This is a genomic window from Candidatus Methylobacter oryzae, assembly GCF_003994235.2.
GTDB classification, from domain to species: Bacteria; Pseudomonadota; Gammaproteobacteria; order Methylococcales; family Methylomonadaceae; genus Methylobacter_A; species Methylobacter_A oryzae.
Genome location: NZ_RYFG02000110.1, coordinates 35,357 through 52,221, shown reverse-complemented (window position 1 = coordinate 52,221; position 16,865 = coordinate 35,357). Strand labels below are relative to the sequence as shown.

At 48.9% G+C, this 16,865-nt stretch carries 20 protein-coding genes; 9 read left to right on the top strand and 11 right to left on the bottom strand.

What is annotated here, in order from left to right; translation table 11 throughout:
- Positions 1-51 precede the first annotated feature (51 nt).
- Positions 52-903 (top strand): DUF3014 domain-containing protein, encoded by an 852-nt coding sequence (locus tag EKO24_RS16080; RefSeq protein WP_127028180.1) that lies wholly within the window; start codon positions 52-54, stop codon positions 901-903.
- 158 nt (positions 904-1,061) lie between these two features.
- Here EKO24_RS16080 and crp read toward each other — a convergent pair whose 3' ends face one another.
- On the bottom strand, positions 1,062-1,715 hold the full coding sequence (crp, locus tag EKO24_RS16075; protein WP_127028179.1) for a cAMP-activated global transcriptional regulator CRP: 654 nt from the start codon (positions 1,713-1,715) through the stop codon (positions 1,062-1,064).
- Positions 1,716-1,852: 137 nt separating this feature from the next.
- Between crp and EKO24_RS16070 the strand changes: the two genes are divergently transcribed.
- A complete protein-coding gene (locus EKO24_RS16070) occupies positions 1,853-2,272 on the top strand; it encodes an OsmC family protein (RefSeq protein ID WP_127028178.1) in 420 nt (139 codons plus the stop codon).
- Between the two features lie 5 nt (positions 2,273-2,277).
- Entirely contained in the window at positions 2,278-3,084 is an 807-nt protein-coding gene (speD, locus tag EKO24_RS16065) for an adenosylmethionine decarboxylase (protein WP_127028177.1), read from the top strand.
- A 55-nt stretch (positions 3,085-3,139) separates the two neighbouring features.
- Here the strand turns inward: speD and EKO24_RS16060 are convergent, their stop codons facing one another.
- A complete protein-coding gene (locus EKO24_RS16060; RefSeq protein WP_127028176.1) occupies positions 3,140-4,345 on the bottom strand; it encodes a (Fe-S)-binding protein in 1,206 nt (401 codons plus the stop codon).
- Entirely contained in the window at positions 4,338-4,871 is a 534-nt protein-coding gene (locus tag EKO24_RS16055) for a hypothetical protein (protein ID WP_338324014.1), read from the bottom strand. Before EKO24_RS16055 ends, EKO24_RS16060 begins: the two co-directional genes overlap by 8 nt.
- A 421-nt stretch (positions 4,872-5,292) precedes the next feature.
- On the opposite strand from EKO24_RS16055, the gene EKO24_RS16050 reads away from it, so the two are divergent.
- The 6 genes from EKO24_RS16050 (at position 5,293) to EKO24_RS16025 (ending at position 9,319) form a co-directional block, all read left to right on the top strand.
- A complete protein-coding gene (locus EKO24_RS16050) occupies positions 5,293-5,889 on the top strand; it encodes a TetR/AcrR family transcriptional regulator (protein ID WP_127028175.1) in 597 nt (198 codons plus the stop codon).
- Positions 5,890-5,934: 45 nt separating this feature from the next.
- Entirely contained in the window at positions 5,935-6,207 is a 273-nt protein-coding gene (locus EKO24_RS16045) for a DUF4242 domain-containing protein (RefSeq protein ID WP_127028174.1), read from the top strand.
- A 63-nt stretch (positions 6,208-6,270) separates the two neighbouring features.
- Positions 6,271-7,440, top strand: a complete 1,170-nt coding sequence (locus EKO24_RS16040; protein ID WP_127028173.1) for a YncE family protein — start codon at positions 6,271-6,273, stop codon at positions 7,438-7,440.
- A gap of 91 nt (positions 7,441-7,531) precedes the next feature.
- On the top strand, positions 7,532-8,422 hold the full coding sequence (locus EKO24_RS16035) for a DUF5677 domain-containing protein (protein WP_127028172.1): 891 nt from the start codon (positions 7,532-7,534) through the stop codon (positions 8,420-8,422).
- Positions 8,423-8,699: 277 nt separating this feature from the next.
- The gene (locus EKO24_RS16030) at positions 8,700-8,993 is read left to right on the top strand and encodes a type II toxin-antitoxin system RelE/ParE family toxin (RefSeq protein ID WP_127028171.1); all 294 of its coding nucleotides are present in this window, start codon (positions 8,700-8,702) and stop codon (positions 8,991-8,993) included.
- An 8-nt stretch (positions 8,994-9,001) separates the two neighbouring features.
- Positions 9,002-9,319 (top strand): HigA family addiction module antitoxin, encoded by a 318-nt coding sequence (locus EKO24_RS16025; protein ID WP_127028170.1) that lies wholly within the window; start codon positions 9,002-9,004, stop codon positions 9,317-9,319.
- Positions 9,320-9,548: 229 nt separating this feature from the next.
- Here the strand turns inward: EKO24_RS16025 and EKO24_RS16020 are convergent, their stop codons facing one another.
- The 8 genes from EKO24_RS16020 to EKO24_RS15980 form a co-directional block, all read right to left on the bottom strand.
- A complete protein-coding gene (locus tag EKO24_RS16020; RefSeq protein ID WP_241674583.1) occupies positions 9,549-10,565 on the bottom strand; it encodes a lytic murein transglycosylase in 1,017 nt (338 codons plus the stop codon).
- A 162-nt stretch (positions 10,566-10,727) separates the two neighbouring features.
- Positions 10,728-11,222, bottom strand: a complete 495-nt coding sequence (locus EKO24_RS16015) for a bifunctional adenosylcobinamide kinase/adenosylcobinamide-phosphate guanylyltransferase (protein ID WP_127028168.1) — start codon at positions 11,220-11,222, stop codon at positions 10,728-10,730.
- Positions 11,219-12,115 carry an adenosylcobinamide-phosphate synthase CbiB gene (gene cbiB / locus EKO24_RS16010; RefSeq protein WP_127028167.1) on the bottom strand — a complete coding sequence of 299 codons (897 nt, stop codon included), beginning with the start codon at positions 12,113-12,115 and terminating at the stop codon, positions 11,219-11,221. Before cbiB ends, EKO24_RS16015 begins: the two co-directional genes overlap by 4 nt.
- Before the next feature lie 65 nt (positions 12,116-12,180).
- Positions 12,181-13,581 (bottom strand): cobyric acid synthase, encoded by a 1,401-nt coding sequence (locus EKO24_RS16005; protein ID WP_127028166.1) that lies wholly within the window; start codon positions 13,579-13,581, stop codon positions 12,181-12,183.
- Positions 13,582-13,793: 212 nt separating this feature from the next.
- Positions 13,794-14,813, bottom strand: a complete 1,020-nt coding sequence (locus tag EKO24_RS16000; protein ID WP_127028165.1) for an aminotransferase class I/II-fold pyridoxal phosphate-dependent enzyme — start codon at positions 14,811-14,813, stop codon at positions 13,794-13,796.
- The gene (cobC, locus tag EKO24_RS15995; protein ID WP_127028164.1) at positions 14,813-15,376 is read right to left on the bottom strand and encodes an alpha-ribazole phosphatase; all 564 of its coding nucleotides are present in this window, start codon (positions 15,374-15,376) and stop codon (positions 14,813-14,815) included. The genes EKO24_RS16000 and cobC overlap by 1 nt, the downstream gene beginning before the upstream one ends.
- Positions 15,361-16,200, bottom strand: coding sequence for an adenosylcobinamide-GDP ribazoletransferase (cobS, locus tag EKO24_RS15990; RefSeq protein ID WP_241674586.1), 840 nt, complete (start codon positions 16,198-16,200; stop codon positions 15,361-15,363). The genes cobC and cobS overlap by 16 nt, the downstream gene beginning before the upstream one ends.
- 350 nt (positions 16,201-16,550) lie before the next feature.
- On the bottom strand, positions 16,551-16,763 hold the full coding sequence (locus EKO24_RS15980; protein WP_127028162.1) for an addiction module protein: 213 nt from the start codon (positions 16,761-16,763) through the stop codon (positions 16,551-16,553).
- Positions 16,764-16,865: the final 102 nt, after the last annotated feature.

Genomic DNA, 16,865 nt, shown 5'->3' with positions numbered 1-16,865 from the left:
CAAATCCGCGCAGGCATATCATTCCCTGAAACTATAGCGAAGGTTTTATATATGAGTCGATACGATAACCGGGTTAAAGATAAAAAATCCGGCAGTGGCATGGTCTTAAAAGCGATTGTTTTGATCGCGTTGGCCGGCGGCGGATGGTTCTATTTTCAGCATTTGCAAAGCGAGACTGTAACGGAACCTGAAACACGATCTTTGGCGCTTCCCTCACAGGACCGGGAGACCAAGGCTGCTGAGCAGTTACTCATCAGCAATGGAGCGCCTACCGCAGAAGCAACTGCTGGGGCCGTGACGGATACATCGCTTATTTTGCCTGATCTTGATCATAGCGACGCACTGCTGCGGGAGGAAATTGTCGGCCTTTCTCCGGCGCTTGCCGGCTGGTTGAATGCCGACCAGTTGATCAGAAAATATGTCGTTATCGCAAACGATTTCTCGCAGGGCTTGCGGCTTGAAAAGAATTTGCGCTTTCTTCAGTTGGATCAGCCGTTCGCCGTCGACCAAGAGGGCGAGAGCCTGTTTATCTCCAGTAAAAGTTATCAGCGTTATGACGGGCTCGCCGCAGCGGTCAATGCGCTGGATGTACGGGCGACATTAGCAGTGTATAGAAAGTTCAGGCCGCTATTGGTGCAGGTTTTTAAGGAGTTTAGCTATCCGGAAGAGTATAATTTGGAAGATATTATGATGAAAGCGGCGGCGGTCATTATTGCCGCGCCTGTCAGCGACGAGCGAATTGCATTGGAAAAAGGCTCGATACATTACAAATTCGCCGATCAACAACTTGAGGCATTAAATCCGGTACATAAACAAATGTTGCGGATGGGGCCAGAGAACACCCGTATTATTCAAAACAAATTGCGTTTGTTTGCCGAAAATCTGGCTAATACAAAAGAATAAGTTTTTACGGGGATAAAGCTGAGTTGAGCAGGCTTGTCTGCTCAAACGAAACTTATGCCCTTTGGGTATAAAGCTGAGTTGAGCAGTTTGCCTGCTCAAACGAAACTTATGCCCTTTGGGTATAAGGTTTAATAAACCGGGTAAAGTAAATTCCGATGCTACCGGGTGCCGAACACGACAATCGTCTTGCCATGGGCGCTAATTAATTTCTTGTTTTCCAGTTCCTTTAAAACACGTCCGGCCATTTCTCTTGAGCAGCTGACCATACGGCCGATTTCCTGTCTGGATATGTGTAGTTGCATACCGTCGGGATGTGTGATTGCTTCGGGGCTTTTGCATAGATCAATTAAGGTTCGGGCAATTCGTCCTTCTACATCCATGAACGCCAGATCGCGTAAATTACGGCTAGTGGTTAGTAAACGTGACGATAATTGTTCGCCAATCATGAAAAAAATCTCGTATCCGTATTCGATGAGTTCTTTTTTCAGGATTTGACGAAGCCTGTCGTAGCTTATCTCAGCCAGGTGGCACTCGGTGCGTGTCTTAACGGTGACTTTTCGTGTTTCGGCCTCTTTAAAAATACCGATTTCTCCGATAAATTCATTTTTATTCAGGTAAGCGAGAATCAGCTCATGCCCTTCTTCGTCCTCCACGCACACACTAACCGATCCGTTTACAATAAAATATAAACGATCTCCAATATCGCCAGGCCGAATAATAGTCGTTTTAGCCGGATATTTTTTTATATGGCAAAAACGTAAGAAATGCTCCAGGGCTTCTTTATTATGATTTTCTTGGTTTTTCAGTGTCATCTTAACAATTCATTTGTTATTGGTGCTGTAGCGAATTCGATTAACAATGCAGGATTTTAACAAAAAAATCAATATTGTTACTCTGGGAAAAAGAGTTTTTATGCTACTCTATGCGTCATTTTTAACCGGGAAAAAAAATGCAAGTAACAGTTAAATGGGTTGATGGCGTGATGTTCGTCGGCGAAACCGGCAGCGGACATGCTGTTGTCATGGATGGTCCTCCCGACCACGGTGGTCGCAACATAGGTATACGCCCCATGGAAATGCTTTTGCTGGGCGTGGGCGGTTGTTCATCTTTTGACGTGGTGCAGATTTTACAAAAAGGCAGGAACGATATTGTTAAATGCGTGGCCGAGGTCACCGCGGAGCGGGTAGATGCGGTCCCGAGTGTGTTTAGCAAGATTCATCTGCACTTTATTGTCACCGGTCATGATCTAAAGGCATCTGCTGTTGAAAGGGCTGTAAAGTTATCCGCAGAAAAGTATTGTTCTGCGTCTATCATGCTAAGTAAGGCTGCGGTGGAAATCACCCATGATTTTGAAGTTATCGAGGTTTAACTATTTTGAACAAATTGCAATTACACGGCTTTAATAATCTAACAAAGTCGCTCAGTTTCAATATCTATGATATTTGTTATGCTCCTGCAGAACAGCAACAAGCTTATATCGAGTATATCGATGAAGCTTATAATGCCGATAAATTGACCCAGATTCTTAAGGATGTTGCCGACATCATTGGCGCGCAGGTTCTTAATATTGCCCGCCAGGATTATGAACCGCAAGGCGCCAGCGTTACGATGCTGATTTCCGAAGGTCATGTGCCTCCACCGCCCAGCATGAATAGCCAATCGCCGGGTCCGTTGCCTGAAACGGTGCTGGCGCATTTGGATAAAAGTCATATTACTGTGCATACTTATCCTGAAAGCCATCCGGATAACGGCATTAGTACTTTTCGCGCCGACATCGACGTTTCAACGTGCGGCCGAATTTCGCCGCTGAAAGCGTTGAATTACCTGATCCACAGCTTTGAGTCCGACGTCGTGACGATGGACTATAAAGTGCGCGGTTTTACCCGTGATATTTCAGGCCGGAAGCATTATATCGATCACAAGATCACATCGATTCAGGACTATATTGCACTCGATACGCAAGAAAGTTACCAAATGATCGATGTAAACGTGTATCAGGAAAATATTTTCCATACCAAAATGATGCTCAAGGAAACCGAACTGGAAAATTATCTGTTCGAAAAAGAATGCGATCTGACCGATGAGCAAAAAGCGGAAATAGAAAGCAAGCTGCATAAGGAAGTGACTGAGATTTTCTATGGTCATAACTATCGTCAGCGTTACGAAGAAGTTAAGGCTTAACTGCCGATTTAGCGAGGACGGCCTTTCCGGCCGTCCTTTTCGGTTTATTAACCGGTTACTTTAACTGCCGTGCAATTAAAGTAACCGGATGAAGTACTTCCAGCGTTATTCCTCGTTCCCTTAATCCGGCCGCTATATGCAAAGCACAACCGATGTTGGAGCTGACCAGATAGTCGGGCGAATGTTCCAAAGCCGCTCCCAATAAATCACTCAGCAACGCTTGCGCCATAAGCGGATGATCCAGCATATAACTGCCAGCCGAACCGCAGCATTGAATCGCGGCCGGCAATTGCGTGATTTTAATGCCGGGAATTTGTTGCAGCAGCTTTAACGCGCCTTGTTCTTCACGCATCACATTTTTTAACGAGCACGGCGTATGCAAACATACCGGCGCCGGCAGCGGCATTAATTGACCGCTAAGATCACAGCCTGACTTGATCAGGAATTGGCTGATGTCGATGACTTTCTTCGCAAAACCGTCCTGCCGGTATTCCTCTTGCATATGGCTGCCGCAACCGCTGGCAATAGTGATTATCGCATCCAGGTTTTTATCGGCAAAAGCATCGCAATTGATCGCGGCCAACTGAGCGGATGTGCGATCGTCGCCGTCATGCAAGTCCAGCGCCCCGCAGCAAGTCTGACGTTCGGGGATGGATACGTTAAATCCTGCTGCGGTTAATACCTTAATCGCAGCGTTGACTGTCTCATGATCCAGCAATGAGCCCATGCAGCCGATAAACAAACCGACATTGCCTTTGGCTTCGGCAATTGCAGGATAGTGCGGCGCTAAAGTCAGCGGCTCGTGATAACAGGGCAATAGACGGTCGATTTTATCCAGTCTTAACAATTCCGGTAACTTGAGCAGGCGCGCCGTTTTTTGCAAGGCAGTGGTTTGGTAGAACTTTAAACCCGATTGCGCGAAACGGCCGACGCTTTTATTGTGCGTCACTTTTTTCATTAGCGATGCCGCCAACGTCGTGCCGCGCTCGTCCTTTACTTGTTCGCGAAAATTATTGATCAGCCGTCCGTAAGGTACGACCGCCGGGCAAGCCCGTTCGCAAGAACGGCATAGCAGGCAGTTGTCGATATGCTCAAGCAGCTTTTTCGACGTTTCCAGATGCCCGCCCGCCCAAGCCTGAATCAGCGCGATACGGCCGCGCGGCGACTCGTTTTCGTTTTGGGTTTTGGTGTAAGTGGGGCAGTGCGGCAGACATAAACCGCATTTGACGCAAAGATCCGCGTCGGCTAATAACTTATTCATGTTTTTGTGCGGCGATTGCATTGATTATTTCTAAATACTCATCGGTTTTAGGCCGATATAAAAACATTCCCAGCGCCGAAAGTCCGGTAAAGATGTACAAAGTGTTGAAGCCGTCGCCCAGTATGAACATGACCAAGCCCAAGATGCCGACCACTTCAACCAGCGACATCGACACAATAACGGTCGTTAGATAACGGCTTCTGGCTAAGGCGACTGGACCGCTCTGAGTCTGCGGGCGAGGCATTGTTTGATTCAAGCGCAGCTGAATGTGCCGTATCAGGTTAGTCAGCGGAAACGTCACGATAGCCACGGCATACAGTACAGTCCTGATCAGTATCCGTTGGGCTTCCGGTAACGGCTGCTGGAGCTGTGCGCCAACGGTATGGCAAATGACGACATAGGTCGTCAACATCATAAGCATCATGCCGACAATAATCCAATGAAGGGTGAGATCGGACTTTAATGGTTCGCTTTCAACCGGGTTGCCCATGTTGTTTCCTATAGAGTGGATGTAGCTGTCTATCATACCAAACCCCGGTGCCGCGCGGCATTAATGTTGATTGGCTGGTTTTTGTCCTATTCGCTCCATTTTTATTCAGTGTCCACGAAAGACACGAAAAGCACGAAACAATACCAGCGGTAGGTTTCTTTCCGGTATTTATTAAATGCCCCGTTTGTTCGGAATGTTGCCAGTTAGACCTTCCAGGTTTTTAAAACCTGGAAGGTCTGCCGGTTGGCAGGCTTCTCGCTTCACGCCAGGTCAGGGATGGTTGTCATGAGTGTAAGCAGCGGCGAGCTGTTTATAGCTATGACCACAACAACTTCTGGTTTGACTATTTTCGTGTCTTTCGCGCTTTTCGTGGACGACGCTTTTTATCATCTGTAGACGTAACAGGAATTACAAAAATCTTTTGACAATTCGAGACAACCGGTCGTATTATTTTAATATGAGTGAAATTACAAAAAAACAAATCAATCGCGAAAACCTGCTAAACCAGGGCGTAACCTTGCTGATGGAGCAGGGCTATCACGGTACCGGACTGAAAGAGATTCTGGATGCCGTGCAGATCCCTAAAGGCTCTTTCTACAATTACTTCGGCAGCAAAGAACACTTTGGCGCGGAAGTTATCCAACATTACATCGAGCCTTTCATCAAGCAATTGACCGGGCATTTGCAGCAGTCCGAGGATGACGCGCTTGGCGCATTGCAGCGCTATTTCAACGAAGGCATTGCCGATCTTGAGAAAGCTAACTTCAAAGGCGGCTGTCTGCTCGGCAATTTGATGGGCGAAATCGGCGATACCAGCGATATTTGCCAAAAATCGCTGCAAGATGCGTTAAACCGTTACCGGGATTTAATGCAATCTGGCCTGGAGAAAGCCCAGCAGCAAGGCACGATAAGAACCGACAAAACGGCTGAAGAAATGGCCGACCTGCTGGTCAACACCTGGCAGGGCGCCTTATTAAGGATGAAAATTGAAAAATCCTCCGCACCGCTGAAACAGTGTTGCCAGGATTTGTTGGGCGATTTTTTTAAAGCGTAATTTGGAAAAAACCCCATTATTTTTACCATCAACCAGGAGACACACATGCCAAAATATATTATCGAACGCGAAATTCCCGGTGCAGGCGAATTAGCTTATCGCGAGCTGCAAAACATTTCCGGGAAATCATGCGGCGTTCTGTGCGAGTTGGGACCGAAGATTCAGTGGGTGGAAAGCTACGTGACCGACGACAAAGTCTACTGCGTCTACATCGCACCGAATGAAGAACTGATCAGGGAACATGCCGAAAAAGGCGGATTTCCTGCCAACCGTATTTCCCAAATCAGGACAGTGATTGACCCGACCACGGCCGAATAAGCCGATTCCCGACGGCGGCCACCTTAACCCTAGGCGCCGCCTGCCATAATCCGAGAGGTACCAATGAAAACAACGCAGATAATCAAAGCCATACGCTCCGTGCTGGTATGCACGGCATTGCTGAGCCCGTTAGCGGCGCAGGCGGAAATACTGGCCATGGCCAACTACGAAAGCAAGCCCGGCCAAACGCCAAGACACGAAGGCATCGCAATTATCGATGTCGATCCGGCATCGAAAAGCTTCGGCAAAATCCTGAACGACATTCCGCTGCCGGACGACCTGGTCGCCCATCATATTTTTTACAACAAAGACCTCAGCAAAGCCTATATCACCTCGCTGGGCAACGGCGCGCTGCACGTGATGGACATGACTCATGTGCCGTATCGTCCAAAAAAAATCGACATGCCCGACTGTAAAGTTGCCGAGGACGTGGTGTTCTCTAAGGACAACAAGACTTGGTTCATGACCTGTATGGGCTCCAGTAACGTGATCGTTGGCGATGCCGCAACCGACAAACAGATCAAAGTCATTGCCGCGAACGATAAAGACGCGTTCGTCCGCTATCCGCACGGCATCACCCTCAATGACGACATCGACCGCATCATTATTACCAGCACCGTCAGTCCCGATTTGAAAGACGCCGGCGAAACCGTCACCGTGATCGAAGCGTCCAGCGGCAAAGTGCTGTCCAGTCATAAACTGACCGACAAACCGTCCCCGTCCGGCGTGTCGCCGGTCGAAGCGGTGTTCCTGCCCGGCACACACCCTCCGTTGGCTTACATCAATACGATGTTCGGCGGCGAAGTGTGGACCGCAACCTGGAACGCGGGCGACAAAGCTTTCGACTTCAAGGCGGTGTTTGATTTTAATGCGGTCAAGCAAGGCGTACCGTTGGAAATCTATTTCAACGACGAAGGCGACCGCATGTACATCACCACCGCGAATCCCGGTTATTTCAACATTTTCGACATCACCGACAAGCAAAAACCGTCGTTGATCAAAGCGATCCCGACCGCGGGCGGCGCGCACCACGTTGTTATTACGCCGGACGAGCATTACGCGATCGTGCAAAACAGTTTTTTAAATCTGCCGGACATGAGCGACGGCTCGATCACTGTTGTTGATTTGAAGAAGCTGGAAGTCAAAGCGACGATAGATACGTTCAAGAAACAGGGGCTTAATCCTAACTGCATTATTATGATGCCGAAGTGGCATCATGATACGGCGCATTAGAAACGGCGCGGTTCTTTGGTGGTGGGACGCGCTTTGCGTTCCACCACTGGATTTTTGTAGAAACCATATAATCATTAGTTAAGTTTCATAAATGATGGAGAAAATACTAAGTACTTGGGCAGGACTTTCGAGCCATTTCATTGGTGATTGTTTTGATATAGCCAAACCTTACCTAGATAAGCAGTTTGAAGGTATGGATCCTTATGTCAGATTCGTTAGTTCTCAGTTATTCATTGATTGTCATTTGAGTAGTGAAAGCTCAGTACTTTTGATAAGAGAAGGCAAAGAGTGGGATGCTGATATCATTAACAGGTCTGTCATGGAAGGAACAATTAAGTATGTTTTCCTAATGAGCGGTGAGTCCACTGACGTGCAGACCAAAGCATTTGAGTATTGGGAGCTGCTTCCAAATTATGCGGCTGTAAAGCACCATGAGCGGGCATCAAGTTTTCTGAGCGAGGTAGCGAACCCGGATGCTCCTGAATGGATTCCGTTTAAGAATCTCCTATTAACCGAACAGGAAATAGACGCATATAGGAACGGAGTCAACCGAGCAGATAGAAAAAAGCTAGAGCAGAAATGGTCATTCTCTGAAATAACGAAAAGTTTCAACGCAAGCCAATCCGAAGGATTGCGCTTACTGGTACACCTCGCGCATGGTTATGGAATGAGTAGCCACCTGATCCATAAGGACGGTGATGGGGTTGGTATGGTATGGGAGCGATATGGCCGCAATGAAGATGAGCAGTTTGCGGTGAAGTTAGGGCACTGTGCCAGAATCATTTCTGATATATGTTCATTTTCGAAACTAAGACTATTCCAGCTCCTGAAATTTTGTAATCAACAAACAGATATCATTTATAAAACTGAAACTCGCTATCAGCTTCTTTTTGATGAATTGAGAAAGGCAGGAGAGAATTTCACTAAAGTAGAGTATGGAGAAGAACTTAACAACCAGGTCAATAAGGATGCTTCGCGCTGAAGCGTTCGCGCCTGCTACCTAGGCAATATAGCTTTGTTCTGCTGGTTCCCAAGCTCCAGAGGCTGTGAAAGTATTCCGAAATTAGGCGGAATTGCCAATTTCGATAACAACAATCAATAACTTACAGCGCATTTCCTGCTGTTTTTTAGCGATTTTGATAATACTTTTACAGCCTCTGGAGATTGGGCCCCAGCCAAATAGGGTACGTGATGGGTACACTACAAAACTTCGCTGAAAAAGACCATGTTTAGCATGGATTCCATGCTACCATGAACTCATGATTGAATCGTTCAAAGATCAAGCCAGCGAGGACATATTCAATGGCGTCAATTCAAAAGCCGCAAGAAAAGCGTGTCCTCAAACTCTCTGGCAAGTTGCCGCGAGAAAACTTGATCAGCTTGATTCTGTTCAATCGGTAGAGGAACTTAAAATTCCTCCCGGCAATCGGCTTGAGAATCTTTCGGGCGACAGAAAAGCCGAATACAGTATTCGTATCAATGAACAGTACAGGATTTGTTTTATGTGGGGTAAAACTGGTCCTTATAACGTAGAAGTTACCGATTACCATTAGGAGCGCATATGGTTCGTATTCCAACCGACAGACCGCCTACACATCCCGGTGAAATGCTTCGGGATGAGTTTCTTGTTCCGATGAATATAAGCCAGCGCGATCTTGCAAATGCAATTCACGTTCCTTATCAGCGGATTAATGAGCTGGTCAACCGGAAGCGTGGTGTTACGCCAAGCACCGCGTTACGTCTGGCAAAGTTTTTCGGGGTATCGGCGGATTTCTGGCTCAACCTACAGATTCGATGGGACTTATACAAAGCGCAAGCTGCGGAAAAAAATGAGCTGGACTCCATTCAAGATTTCCATCACTTGCAAAAAATAGCCTAACGGTCTAAAGACGCTGGTTCCCAAGCTGGAGAGGCTGTGAAAATATTCGTTTTAGAACAAAAGCAAAAGCATTCACCACGAAGGCATGAAGGACATGAAGTATTTAATATATTGATTTTAAAAAGTTATTTTTTCTTCGTGATCTTCGTGGTGAATAAGCTTTTAAACCGATTTTGATAAAACTTTCACAGTCTCTGGAGCTTGGGAACCAGCGAAAGACTCGAGCCGCTTACCTGCTACTCGCAACCGTCATCATATAACGCTGCTTGATCGCCTGCGCCAATTGATGCACGGCCATCGCGTATTTATCGCTATTGTTGTATTTCTTGATCACCTTGAAATTCGGATGAACGCGCCAGAATTCGCTGCCTTTCGCCGCGCTCAGCTCAATCGTCGATTCGCCGTAGCTTTTAGTCTGATTGGCGACCGGCATCGTGTTTTGCCAGCCGTGACGCGAAAAATAATGCGCTACGCTGCCGATTGCGTCGCATTGATCCCAAAGATTACGGTGCCCGTCATTATTGAAATCAACCGCCAAGGTCCGGAAACTGCTCGGCATGAATTGGCCCAGGCCCATTGCCCCAGCCCAGGAACCGACCGGTTTCAGCGGGTCGTAGCCTTCTTCGCGGCTCATCAGCAGGAAGTTTTCCAGTTCCGACTTAAAAAAGCCGGCGCGCCGTTGCGTGTCGAACGCCAGCGTCGTCAACGCGTCGAGAATGCGGGTTTTGCCGACATTACGGCCGAAGAACGTTTCCACGCCGATAATCGCAACGATATATTCGGGATCGACGCCGTAAGTGGCGCTGGCTTTACGGATCGAGTCTTCGTTATTGCTCCAAAAGGCGGCGCCGTTATTGATATGCGCTTCGGTAAGGAATTGCTGACGGTAACGCGTCCAGCCGCCTACTTTCGGGTGCGAAGGCGCCGGGCCGTTGTACGGGGCCGGATTTTCCAGGCGGATAACGTAATCCAGGCGTTTGGCCTGGGCAAACAAGTTATTTAGATAGCTTTCGGAAAATTTATGTTCAAAAACCATATGCCGGATAAAGTCCTGTACCGCCGGCGAATTGGAATAAGTTCCGGTCAATACCGGCGGCTGGTATTCCTCCAGTGGCTGGGTAAGGGGCGTTGCGGCTGTATCGACAGGCGGCGGGGTATTGGGTTGAACCGATGGATTGCTTGCGCAGCCGGTAAGCGCGAGCGCTAAAGCCAGTTGTAAGGCGCATGTACTGCTTGTGTTTTTCACGGGTGTCTCTTTTATTTTTAATGTTGATCGGTAATCCATTGACCAAAATTTATAAAGCTGAGTTGAGCAGCTTGTCTGCTCAAACGAAACTTATGCCCTTTGGGTATAAAACGTTCTGTGTCGCAACTTGTTATTAGAGAATAGATAAACTACATAATCCTCCTACTTCATTTTCATCGTTAAGCCGGCACTGCAAAAAAATACTTGCTCGCAATGTTGCCCCATTAATTGCGCGGCCTTGCCGGATAAATCGACGAATTGCCGGGCCAAACGGTTGTCGGAAACGACGCTCAGGCCGACTTCGTTATGCACCAGCACCAAGTCGCAGGATAACTGTAGCACTGCCTCAAGCTCCTGCAAAATTTCCTTTTCAGGTATCTGATAATAAAGTTGGTTGTTCAGCCACATCGACACGCATTCGACCAGTACAGGTCCTCGGCATTGCTGCAATGCGGCCAGCAATTTGACCGGTTCCTCGATCGTGATAAAGGCGTCCCGGCGGCGTTGTTGGTGAATTTCTACGCGCGTCCGCATCTCGTCGTCGAACACTTCGTTGGTTGCCAAGTAATAAGGTTTACTAACCGCCTGTTGCAAAATATAGGCTTCCGCGAGCCGCGATTTGCCGCTTTTGATGCCCCCTATGAATAGCGTTTTCATGACAGCAAAATTCCGGTTGCCAATGACGTTAAAACAATCAGGTTAATGCCTGTTTTCATTTTTAATGCTTGGGTTAATGTCGATTTATCGACCGGGTTAATCGGCAAGCCCAGCGTCGGTTTATGTTTGATTTGCCCGTGATAGCTCGCGTCGCCGCCCAACGCAACGCCCAACGCGCCGGCCATTGCCGCAATCGGGTAGCCGGCGTTCGGACTTTCCAGTTTGTTGCCGTCGCATAATAAACAGTGCCAGGCGCGCCGTTTGTCTTCTGCCAATGCGGCAATCAGCAATGCGGTCAGCCGGGCAGGGATGTAATTGGCTATGTCGTCGACGATTGCCGCCGTTTTGCCGAAGTGAAAATAACGTTCGGTTTTATAGGCAATCATCGAATCCATCGTATTGATGGCTTTATACACCGCAATGCCTGGCAAGCCGAACAGCACTAAGTAAAACAGCGGCGCGATAACCCCGTCGCTGAGGTTTTCGGCCCAGGTTTCCAAGCCGGCTTTATAAATTTCGGTTTCGGTCATGTCGCCGGTGTCGCGGCTGACCAGGTAACTTAACGCCTGCTTGGGGTTGTTGGCGGTTAACAAGGCCGCGACGCTGGAATGCAGCATGTTCATCGCCAAGCCGGTCGATGCGAGCGCCGCTAACACCGGCAGCTCCAGCCAACCCGGCAATAAACCGCAGACATAAACCAGTGCGATGCTGAGCGACAAGGCCACGGCAATCAGGCTAACGACCAGCAGCGCGCCGGGCAAAATCCGGTTGCCGTAAAACCGGCGTTCAAAGCCGGAAATAAACTCGCCGAACAGCACAACCGGATGCTTGCACGGCAATTCGCCGAACGCCAAATCGATCAGGTAAGCCAAGGCAGCCAATTCAAAAAACATCGAAATATTCAACCGTTATAAAAAGGATCCGTGTAAATCCGTCCAATCCGTGTGCCATTAAAAACTCAATCCGCTTGTAACGCCTGCAAGATCGCGGCTATATCCAGGTTTTGCCCAACCATATCGGCAAAGCCCTGAATTTCGGCCTCACGGTAATCCGAATAAGCGTAGCCCCGGTACCGAGGATTAATCGTTTTGAAATAATCGGTGCGAAACGCATCGTTATCGAAAATGCCGTGGACATGCGTTCCAGAGAACCGGCTGCCTTGAAAATACAGCGGGTATTTATCTATCCGACCGCAATGGATTTCATAACCGCCGATTGCGTCGTAAGAAAACAGCCGGTATTGCCCGCGCGCCAGTATTTTCGGCCGTTGGTACAGCACGGTGTCGTCGATAAAAGCGAAGCCCGGCTCGACAATGGCGGTTTCATGTTCAATCGCATCGGGATCGTGCAGAGCACCGCAGAACATCTGGTAGCCGCCGCAAATGCCGAATGCCGGTTTGTTGAGTCGTTGAATTTCTTCGAACAAGCCTTGTTTTTTCAGCCATTGCAAATCGCGGATCACGGTTTTGCTGCCCGGCAACAGCACCATGTCGAAGCTAGACAGCGGACGGTAATCGTGGATTAGTTCGACGTACAGTTCGGGATCGGCCATCAGCGCATCGAGATCGTTGTAATTGCTGAGGCCCGGATAGCCAATCACGGCGATGCGGATTTTGGCGTCGTGCAGCCGTTGCCGGTAATTGCGTAGAGACTGCGAATCTTCCATGTCGATATTCAACGGTGTAAACGGCAGTACGCCCAAAACCGGCACGCCGAAACGCTCGGCGATAATTTTTTCGCCTTCGTCGAAAAAACGCCGGTCGCCGCGGAATTTGTTGACCACCACGCCGATCAGGTTGCCGCGCATGACAGGATCCATTAGTTCCAGAGTGCCGTAAATCGACGCAAACACGCCGCCGCGCTCGATGTCGGCGACCAGGATATTTTTCGTGTTGAAGCTGTTCGCAACGAAGGTATTCGACAAATCCTTGTCCAACAGGTTCAACTCGACCGGCGAACCGGCGCCTTCCGCAACGATCAGGTCATAGTCTTGTTGGAGTTGCGAAAACGCCTGTTTGACTTGTTCTTTTAAACCGTCGATTTCGGCGTAATAGGCCGCAATCGATTGGTTTTGGTAAACCAAGCCGTTCACAATCACTTGCACCGAGCCGTTGCCGTGCGATTTCAGCAGCACCGGGTTGAACAGGTAGCTCGGCTCGACCCGCGCGGCTTCGGCTTGCAGGCATTGGGCGCGGGAAATTTCCCGGCCTTCTTTAGTGACCGCGGAATTATTCGAGACGTTCTGCGCTTTGAACGGCGCGACCTTCAGGCCCTGGTCGGCGAAAATCCGGCACAAGGCCATGACTAGCGTGGTTTTACCGGCATCCGAACTGGTGCCGAATATGGCTAATGGTTTCATTGGTAGTTTATTTATGCGCCATGCGGAAATCGTTAATAGAACACGGATGACACGGATTGGACGGGTTTAAACGGATTTTTAAAAGTAACACCTTGTTATGTATTCTAAATCCGTGTTCTATTTTGTCTTTGTGCTAAATAGTTAGGTTAAAACTATGAGCAAGCTGTGCTAGTTCCCAAGCTGGAACTTGAGAACCCGCGTGTTTCCTAGCATCAGTTAATATTTCTAAAACTGTCGGAGAGCCGGGCTATGGCTTGTTCGTCCTTGACCGCGAAACGCACATGGCTTTTATCCAGGCCCGCAAAATTATCGCAGACACGGATCAAAATCCGCGCAGGCTCCAATTGCGTTTGCAGTTGATGACCGTCTTCGCCATTCTTCAAACGTGCCAGCAAGAAATTGGCCTGGCCCGGATAAATCTTGTCGAATAAGCCCGATTCTTGCAGCGCTTGATGCAGCAAATCCCGCCAATAGGCAGTCTGTTGCCGGGTCTGTGCGATGAATGCAGTATTCGCCAGCGCCTGCTGCATATAGGCCATGTCCAGGCTGGATAATTTCCAGGCCGGTTCGAAGCGCTTTAGCTGCTTTATTGCAGTTGCCGAAGCTTGGATAAAACCGATGCGGATTCCGGCGCAGCCGTAAAACTTGCTCAGCGATTTGATTACATAAAGCTTATCGTAATCCGCAATGCGTTCTGCAACCGAGTCTGTCTTGCCGAAGTCCAGAAACGACTCATCGATAATAATCGTGCAATCCGCCGCTTGCCACATCGCCAACAATTCTTGCATCTCGTAAAGCCGGCCGTCCGGCGTCGACGGATTCACAAAAATAACCGTGCTGTGTTGCGAAACATCCGCCGTTAGGTTGCCGCTGAACCGGTCGATGTTCTGCACGGTGCAGCCCAGCTCCCCGGCAATATGCGCATATTCGCCGTACAGCGGCGCGTATAAAACCAGGTCTTTCGGCTGCAAGCTGCGCAACAGCGCGAAAATGGCCGCGCTTGCGCCGTTGAACACTTCCATGTCAGCGCCTGCGGGAGCCGGATAACGCTGCTTGATCGCCTGTTTTAACAAACCATAGTCGGGATCGGCGTACGGTGTAAGTTTTACATCGTGCAAGCAGCTCAAATCGACAGCTTGTTCCGGGTTGATGTTGGACGAAAAATCCAGCACCTGTTCCGGCAGGCAGCCGAGCCGCTCGGCGAACCGGTAAATATTGCCGCCGTGACCCATTATAAGTTGATGTATTCGACGTAAAGATAATTGTCGGCTTGCCGCAGTTTATGCACGGAGCCCGAATCTATCCGCAATTGGAACGAATTGGCTAGCGGCAGGTTTAAAGCGCGCGCCAACAAGGCGCGGATAACGCCGGCATGAGTGATGACCAAGACCTGTTCGGCACCGGTGGCTAATAAATCCTGCCAAAACTCGCCTGCACGCCGGTACAAATCTTCAAAATTCTCGCCGTTCGGCGGCGCGGCGGTCACAAAATTATTCATCCAATGCTGTAACGCATCGGCTTCGATCTGGTCGAAACGCTTGCCTTCCCAAGCGCCGAAATCAAGCTCCTGAAGCCGCGGATCGGTGCTTACCGTATCCGAGAACGTCTCGGCCAATTGCAGGCACCGGGTTAACGGGCTGCTGTAAACTTTACAGTCCTCGTTAAATTCGGGCAGCTTGTCGTGCAGATTAGCCATCTCGTCAGGAAAACTATCGGCCAGGGCCACATTGCTTTGTCCGTAGCACACGCCGGTATCGGTAGCCGTCTGGGTGTGGCGAATTAAATAAATATCCATAACGCATTCACGCTTAAATAAAAAACAGTTTCGGCAACTTGCTGGCTTGCGCCTAGACAATCGCCGGTATAGCCGCCGATATGGCGGTAAAAATAATGTCCCAGCAGCAGGATTGCAAGCAGTACGGGAATGATTGCGAGCGCGCATAACATCGGTAACAGCGCCAGCGGCAACAAGGCGATGACGGTAGCAAAAGCCAGTTCTTGAAGATTGGGCTTATAAACCGCTCCTGAGGCTTTGCTGTCATTGTCACGCGCATAATTATAACGCCACATCAGCCATAACGGCGATAAACGGCTGAGGCTGTGTCCGGCGATCAAGGCTAACGGTACCGCGGCGGCCGGTATCGCAGTTAGTGCGCTGATTTTCAATGACAGCATCAATAACAGGCCGAGAACGCCGTAAACCCCAATATGGGAATCTTTCATGATCGCCAGTATGCGCTGCTTATTCATGCCGCCGCCGAAGCCGTCGCAGACGTCGGCAAAGCCGTCTTCATGCAATGCGCCGGTCATCAAAATGCCGGCAACCAGCGCCAGGATTGCCGCCGTAGTTTGCGGCCAGGCTAAATCGGCTAAGTAAAAGCTTAGCGCGGCGGCGGCGCCAACCAGCCAGCCGACCAAGGGCAAACAGATCACTGCCCGAGGCAACTGTGAGTAATCCAAGGATTGAGGGTGGGGCAGTCGGTCGCATCGGTTCCCTCGGCAACTGCTCCTGCGTTGCTCTACCTCCTGCGTCCCTGGCAGTCGTACCGCTTGCGACACTTCTGACCTCCATGGATGGAGGAAATGCCGGGGACTGCCTGAAGCAGTCTCGGCCGCCATCCCCGGCAGTCGAGTGTAGAAGCTGAGGGCTAGAAAGAATAGTTCTATATTGGGCATCGCTGTTATGCCCTACCTATCCAATAATCGGGTTTTCGATGTAAGTGCGCCACAGCGATAACAACAATTTTATCGGCATCTATGCCATATAAGATTCCATAGGGAAAACGTTTAACTAAACAACGTCTTATATTTTTCTCAATTAATATATTAAGATTCGGCATAGCTGATAATTCTCCTGATTACCGCATCGAATTCATTTAAAAACTGCACTCCTAAATTTTTCTGTTGGGTTTCATACCACTCAAAAGCCTAATTCAGCTCAGTTTGTGCGGCTTTAAGAAATTCAATTTTCATTTATATTTTTGCATAACCGTTTCATAGCTTACGGTTTCTAACTCACCCGCTGTATAGGCTTGCCATCTTTTTTGCGCTTCCTCGCGCCAGATAGCATCGATTTCAGGATTGGGCGTATCTAAATCGGCAAGTAATAATTCCGCTAAGCGTAATTTCTCCAGTGACGGTAAATGGCTAATCTGTTGGTAAAGCTCTTGGCTGTTAGGCATGGTTGTGTCTCCGGAAGTTTTAAAGAGTTTTGTTGTCCCTAAATGCATATGGGAACAAGATAAATGATTTTAAAGCAGGTGAAAGATTCAAGGTAAAAAACC

Coding starts and splice junctions, on each gene's coding strand:
- EKO24_RS16080 (WP_127028180.1), top strand. CDS start 52: ATGAGTCGATACGATAACCGGGTTAAAGATAAAAAATCCGGCAGTGGC.
- EKO24_RS16050 (WP_127028175.1), top strand. CDS start 5,293: ATGAGTGAAATTACAAAAAAACAAATCAATCGCGAAAACCTGCTAAAC.
- EKO24_RS16060 (WP_127028176.1), bottom strand. CDS start 4,345: ATGAATAAGTTATTAGCCGACGCGGATCTTTGCGTCAAATGCGGTTTA.
- crp (WP_127028179.1), bottom strand. CDS start 1,715: ATGACACTGAAAAACCAAGAAAATCATAATAAAGAAGCCCTGGAGCAT.
- EKO24_RS16025 (WP_127028170.1), top strand. CDS start 9,002: ATGGTTCGTATTCCAACCGACAGACCGCCTACACATCCCGGTGAAATG.
- EKO24_RS16005 (WP_127028166.1), bottom strand. CDS start 13,581: ATGAAACCATTAGCCATATTCGGCACCAGTTCGGATGCCGGTAAAACC.
- EKO24_RS16035 (WP_127028172.1), top strand. CDS start 7,532: ATGATGGAGAAAATACTAAGTACTTGGGCAGGACTTTCGAGCCATTTC.
- cbiB (WP_127028167.1), bottom strand. CDS start 12,115: ATGTTTTTTGAATTGGCTGCCTTGGCTTACCTGATCGATTTGGCGTTC.
- cobS (WP_241674586.1), bottom strand. CDS start 16,200: ATGGCGGCCGAGACTGCTTCAGGCAGTCCCCGGCATTTCCTCCATCCA.
- EKO24_RS16030 (WP_127028171.1), top strand. CDS start 8,700: ATGATTGAATCGTTCAAAGATCAAGCCAGCGAGGACATATTCAATGGC.
- EKO24_RS16000 (WP_127028165.1), bottom strand. CDS start 14,813: ATGGGTCACGGCGGCAATATTTACCGGTTCGCCGAGCGGCTCGGCTGC.
- EKO24_RS16045 (WP_127028174.1), top strand. CDS start 5,935: ATGCCAAAATATATTATCGAACGCGAAATTCCCGGTGCAGGCGAATTA.
- EKO24_RS16070 (WP_127028178.1), top strand. CDS start 1,853: ATGCAAGTAACAGTTAAATGGGTTGATGGCGTGATGTTCGTCGGCGAA.
- EKO24_RS16040 (WP_127028173.1), top strand. CDS start 6,271: ATGAAAACAACGCAGATAATCAAAGCCATACGCTCCGTGCTGGTATGC.
- EKO24_RS16015 (WP_127028168.1), bottom strand. CDS start 11,222: ATGAAAACGCTATTCATAGGGGGCATCAAAAGCGGCAAATCGCGGCTC.
- EKO24_RS16055 (WP_338324014.1), bottom strand. CDS start 4,871: ATGATAGACAGCTACATCCACTCTATAGGAAACAACATGGGCAACCCG.
- cobC (WP_127028164.1), bottom strand. CDS start 15,376: ATGGATATTTATTTAATTCGCCACACCCAGACGGCTACCGATACCGGC.
- EKO24_RS15980 (WP_127028162.1), bottom strand. CDS start 16,763: ATGCCTAACAGCCAAGAGCTTTACCAACAGATTAGCCATTTACCGTCA.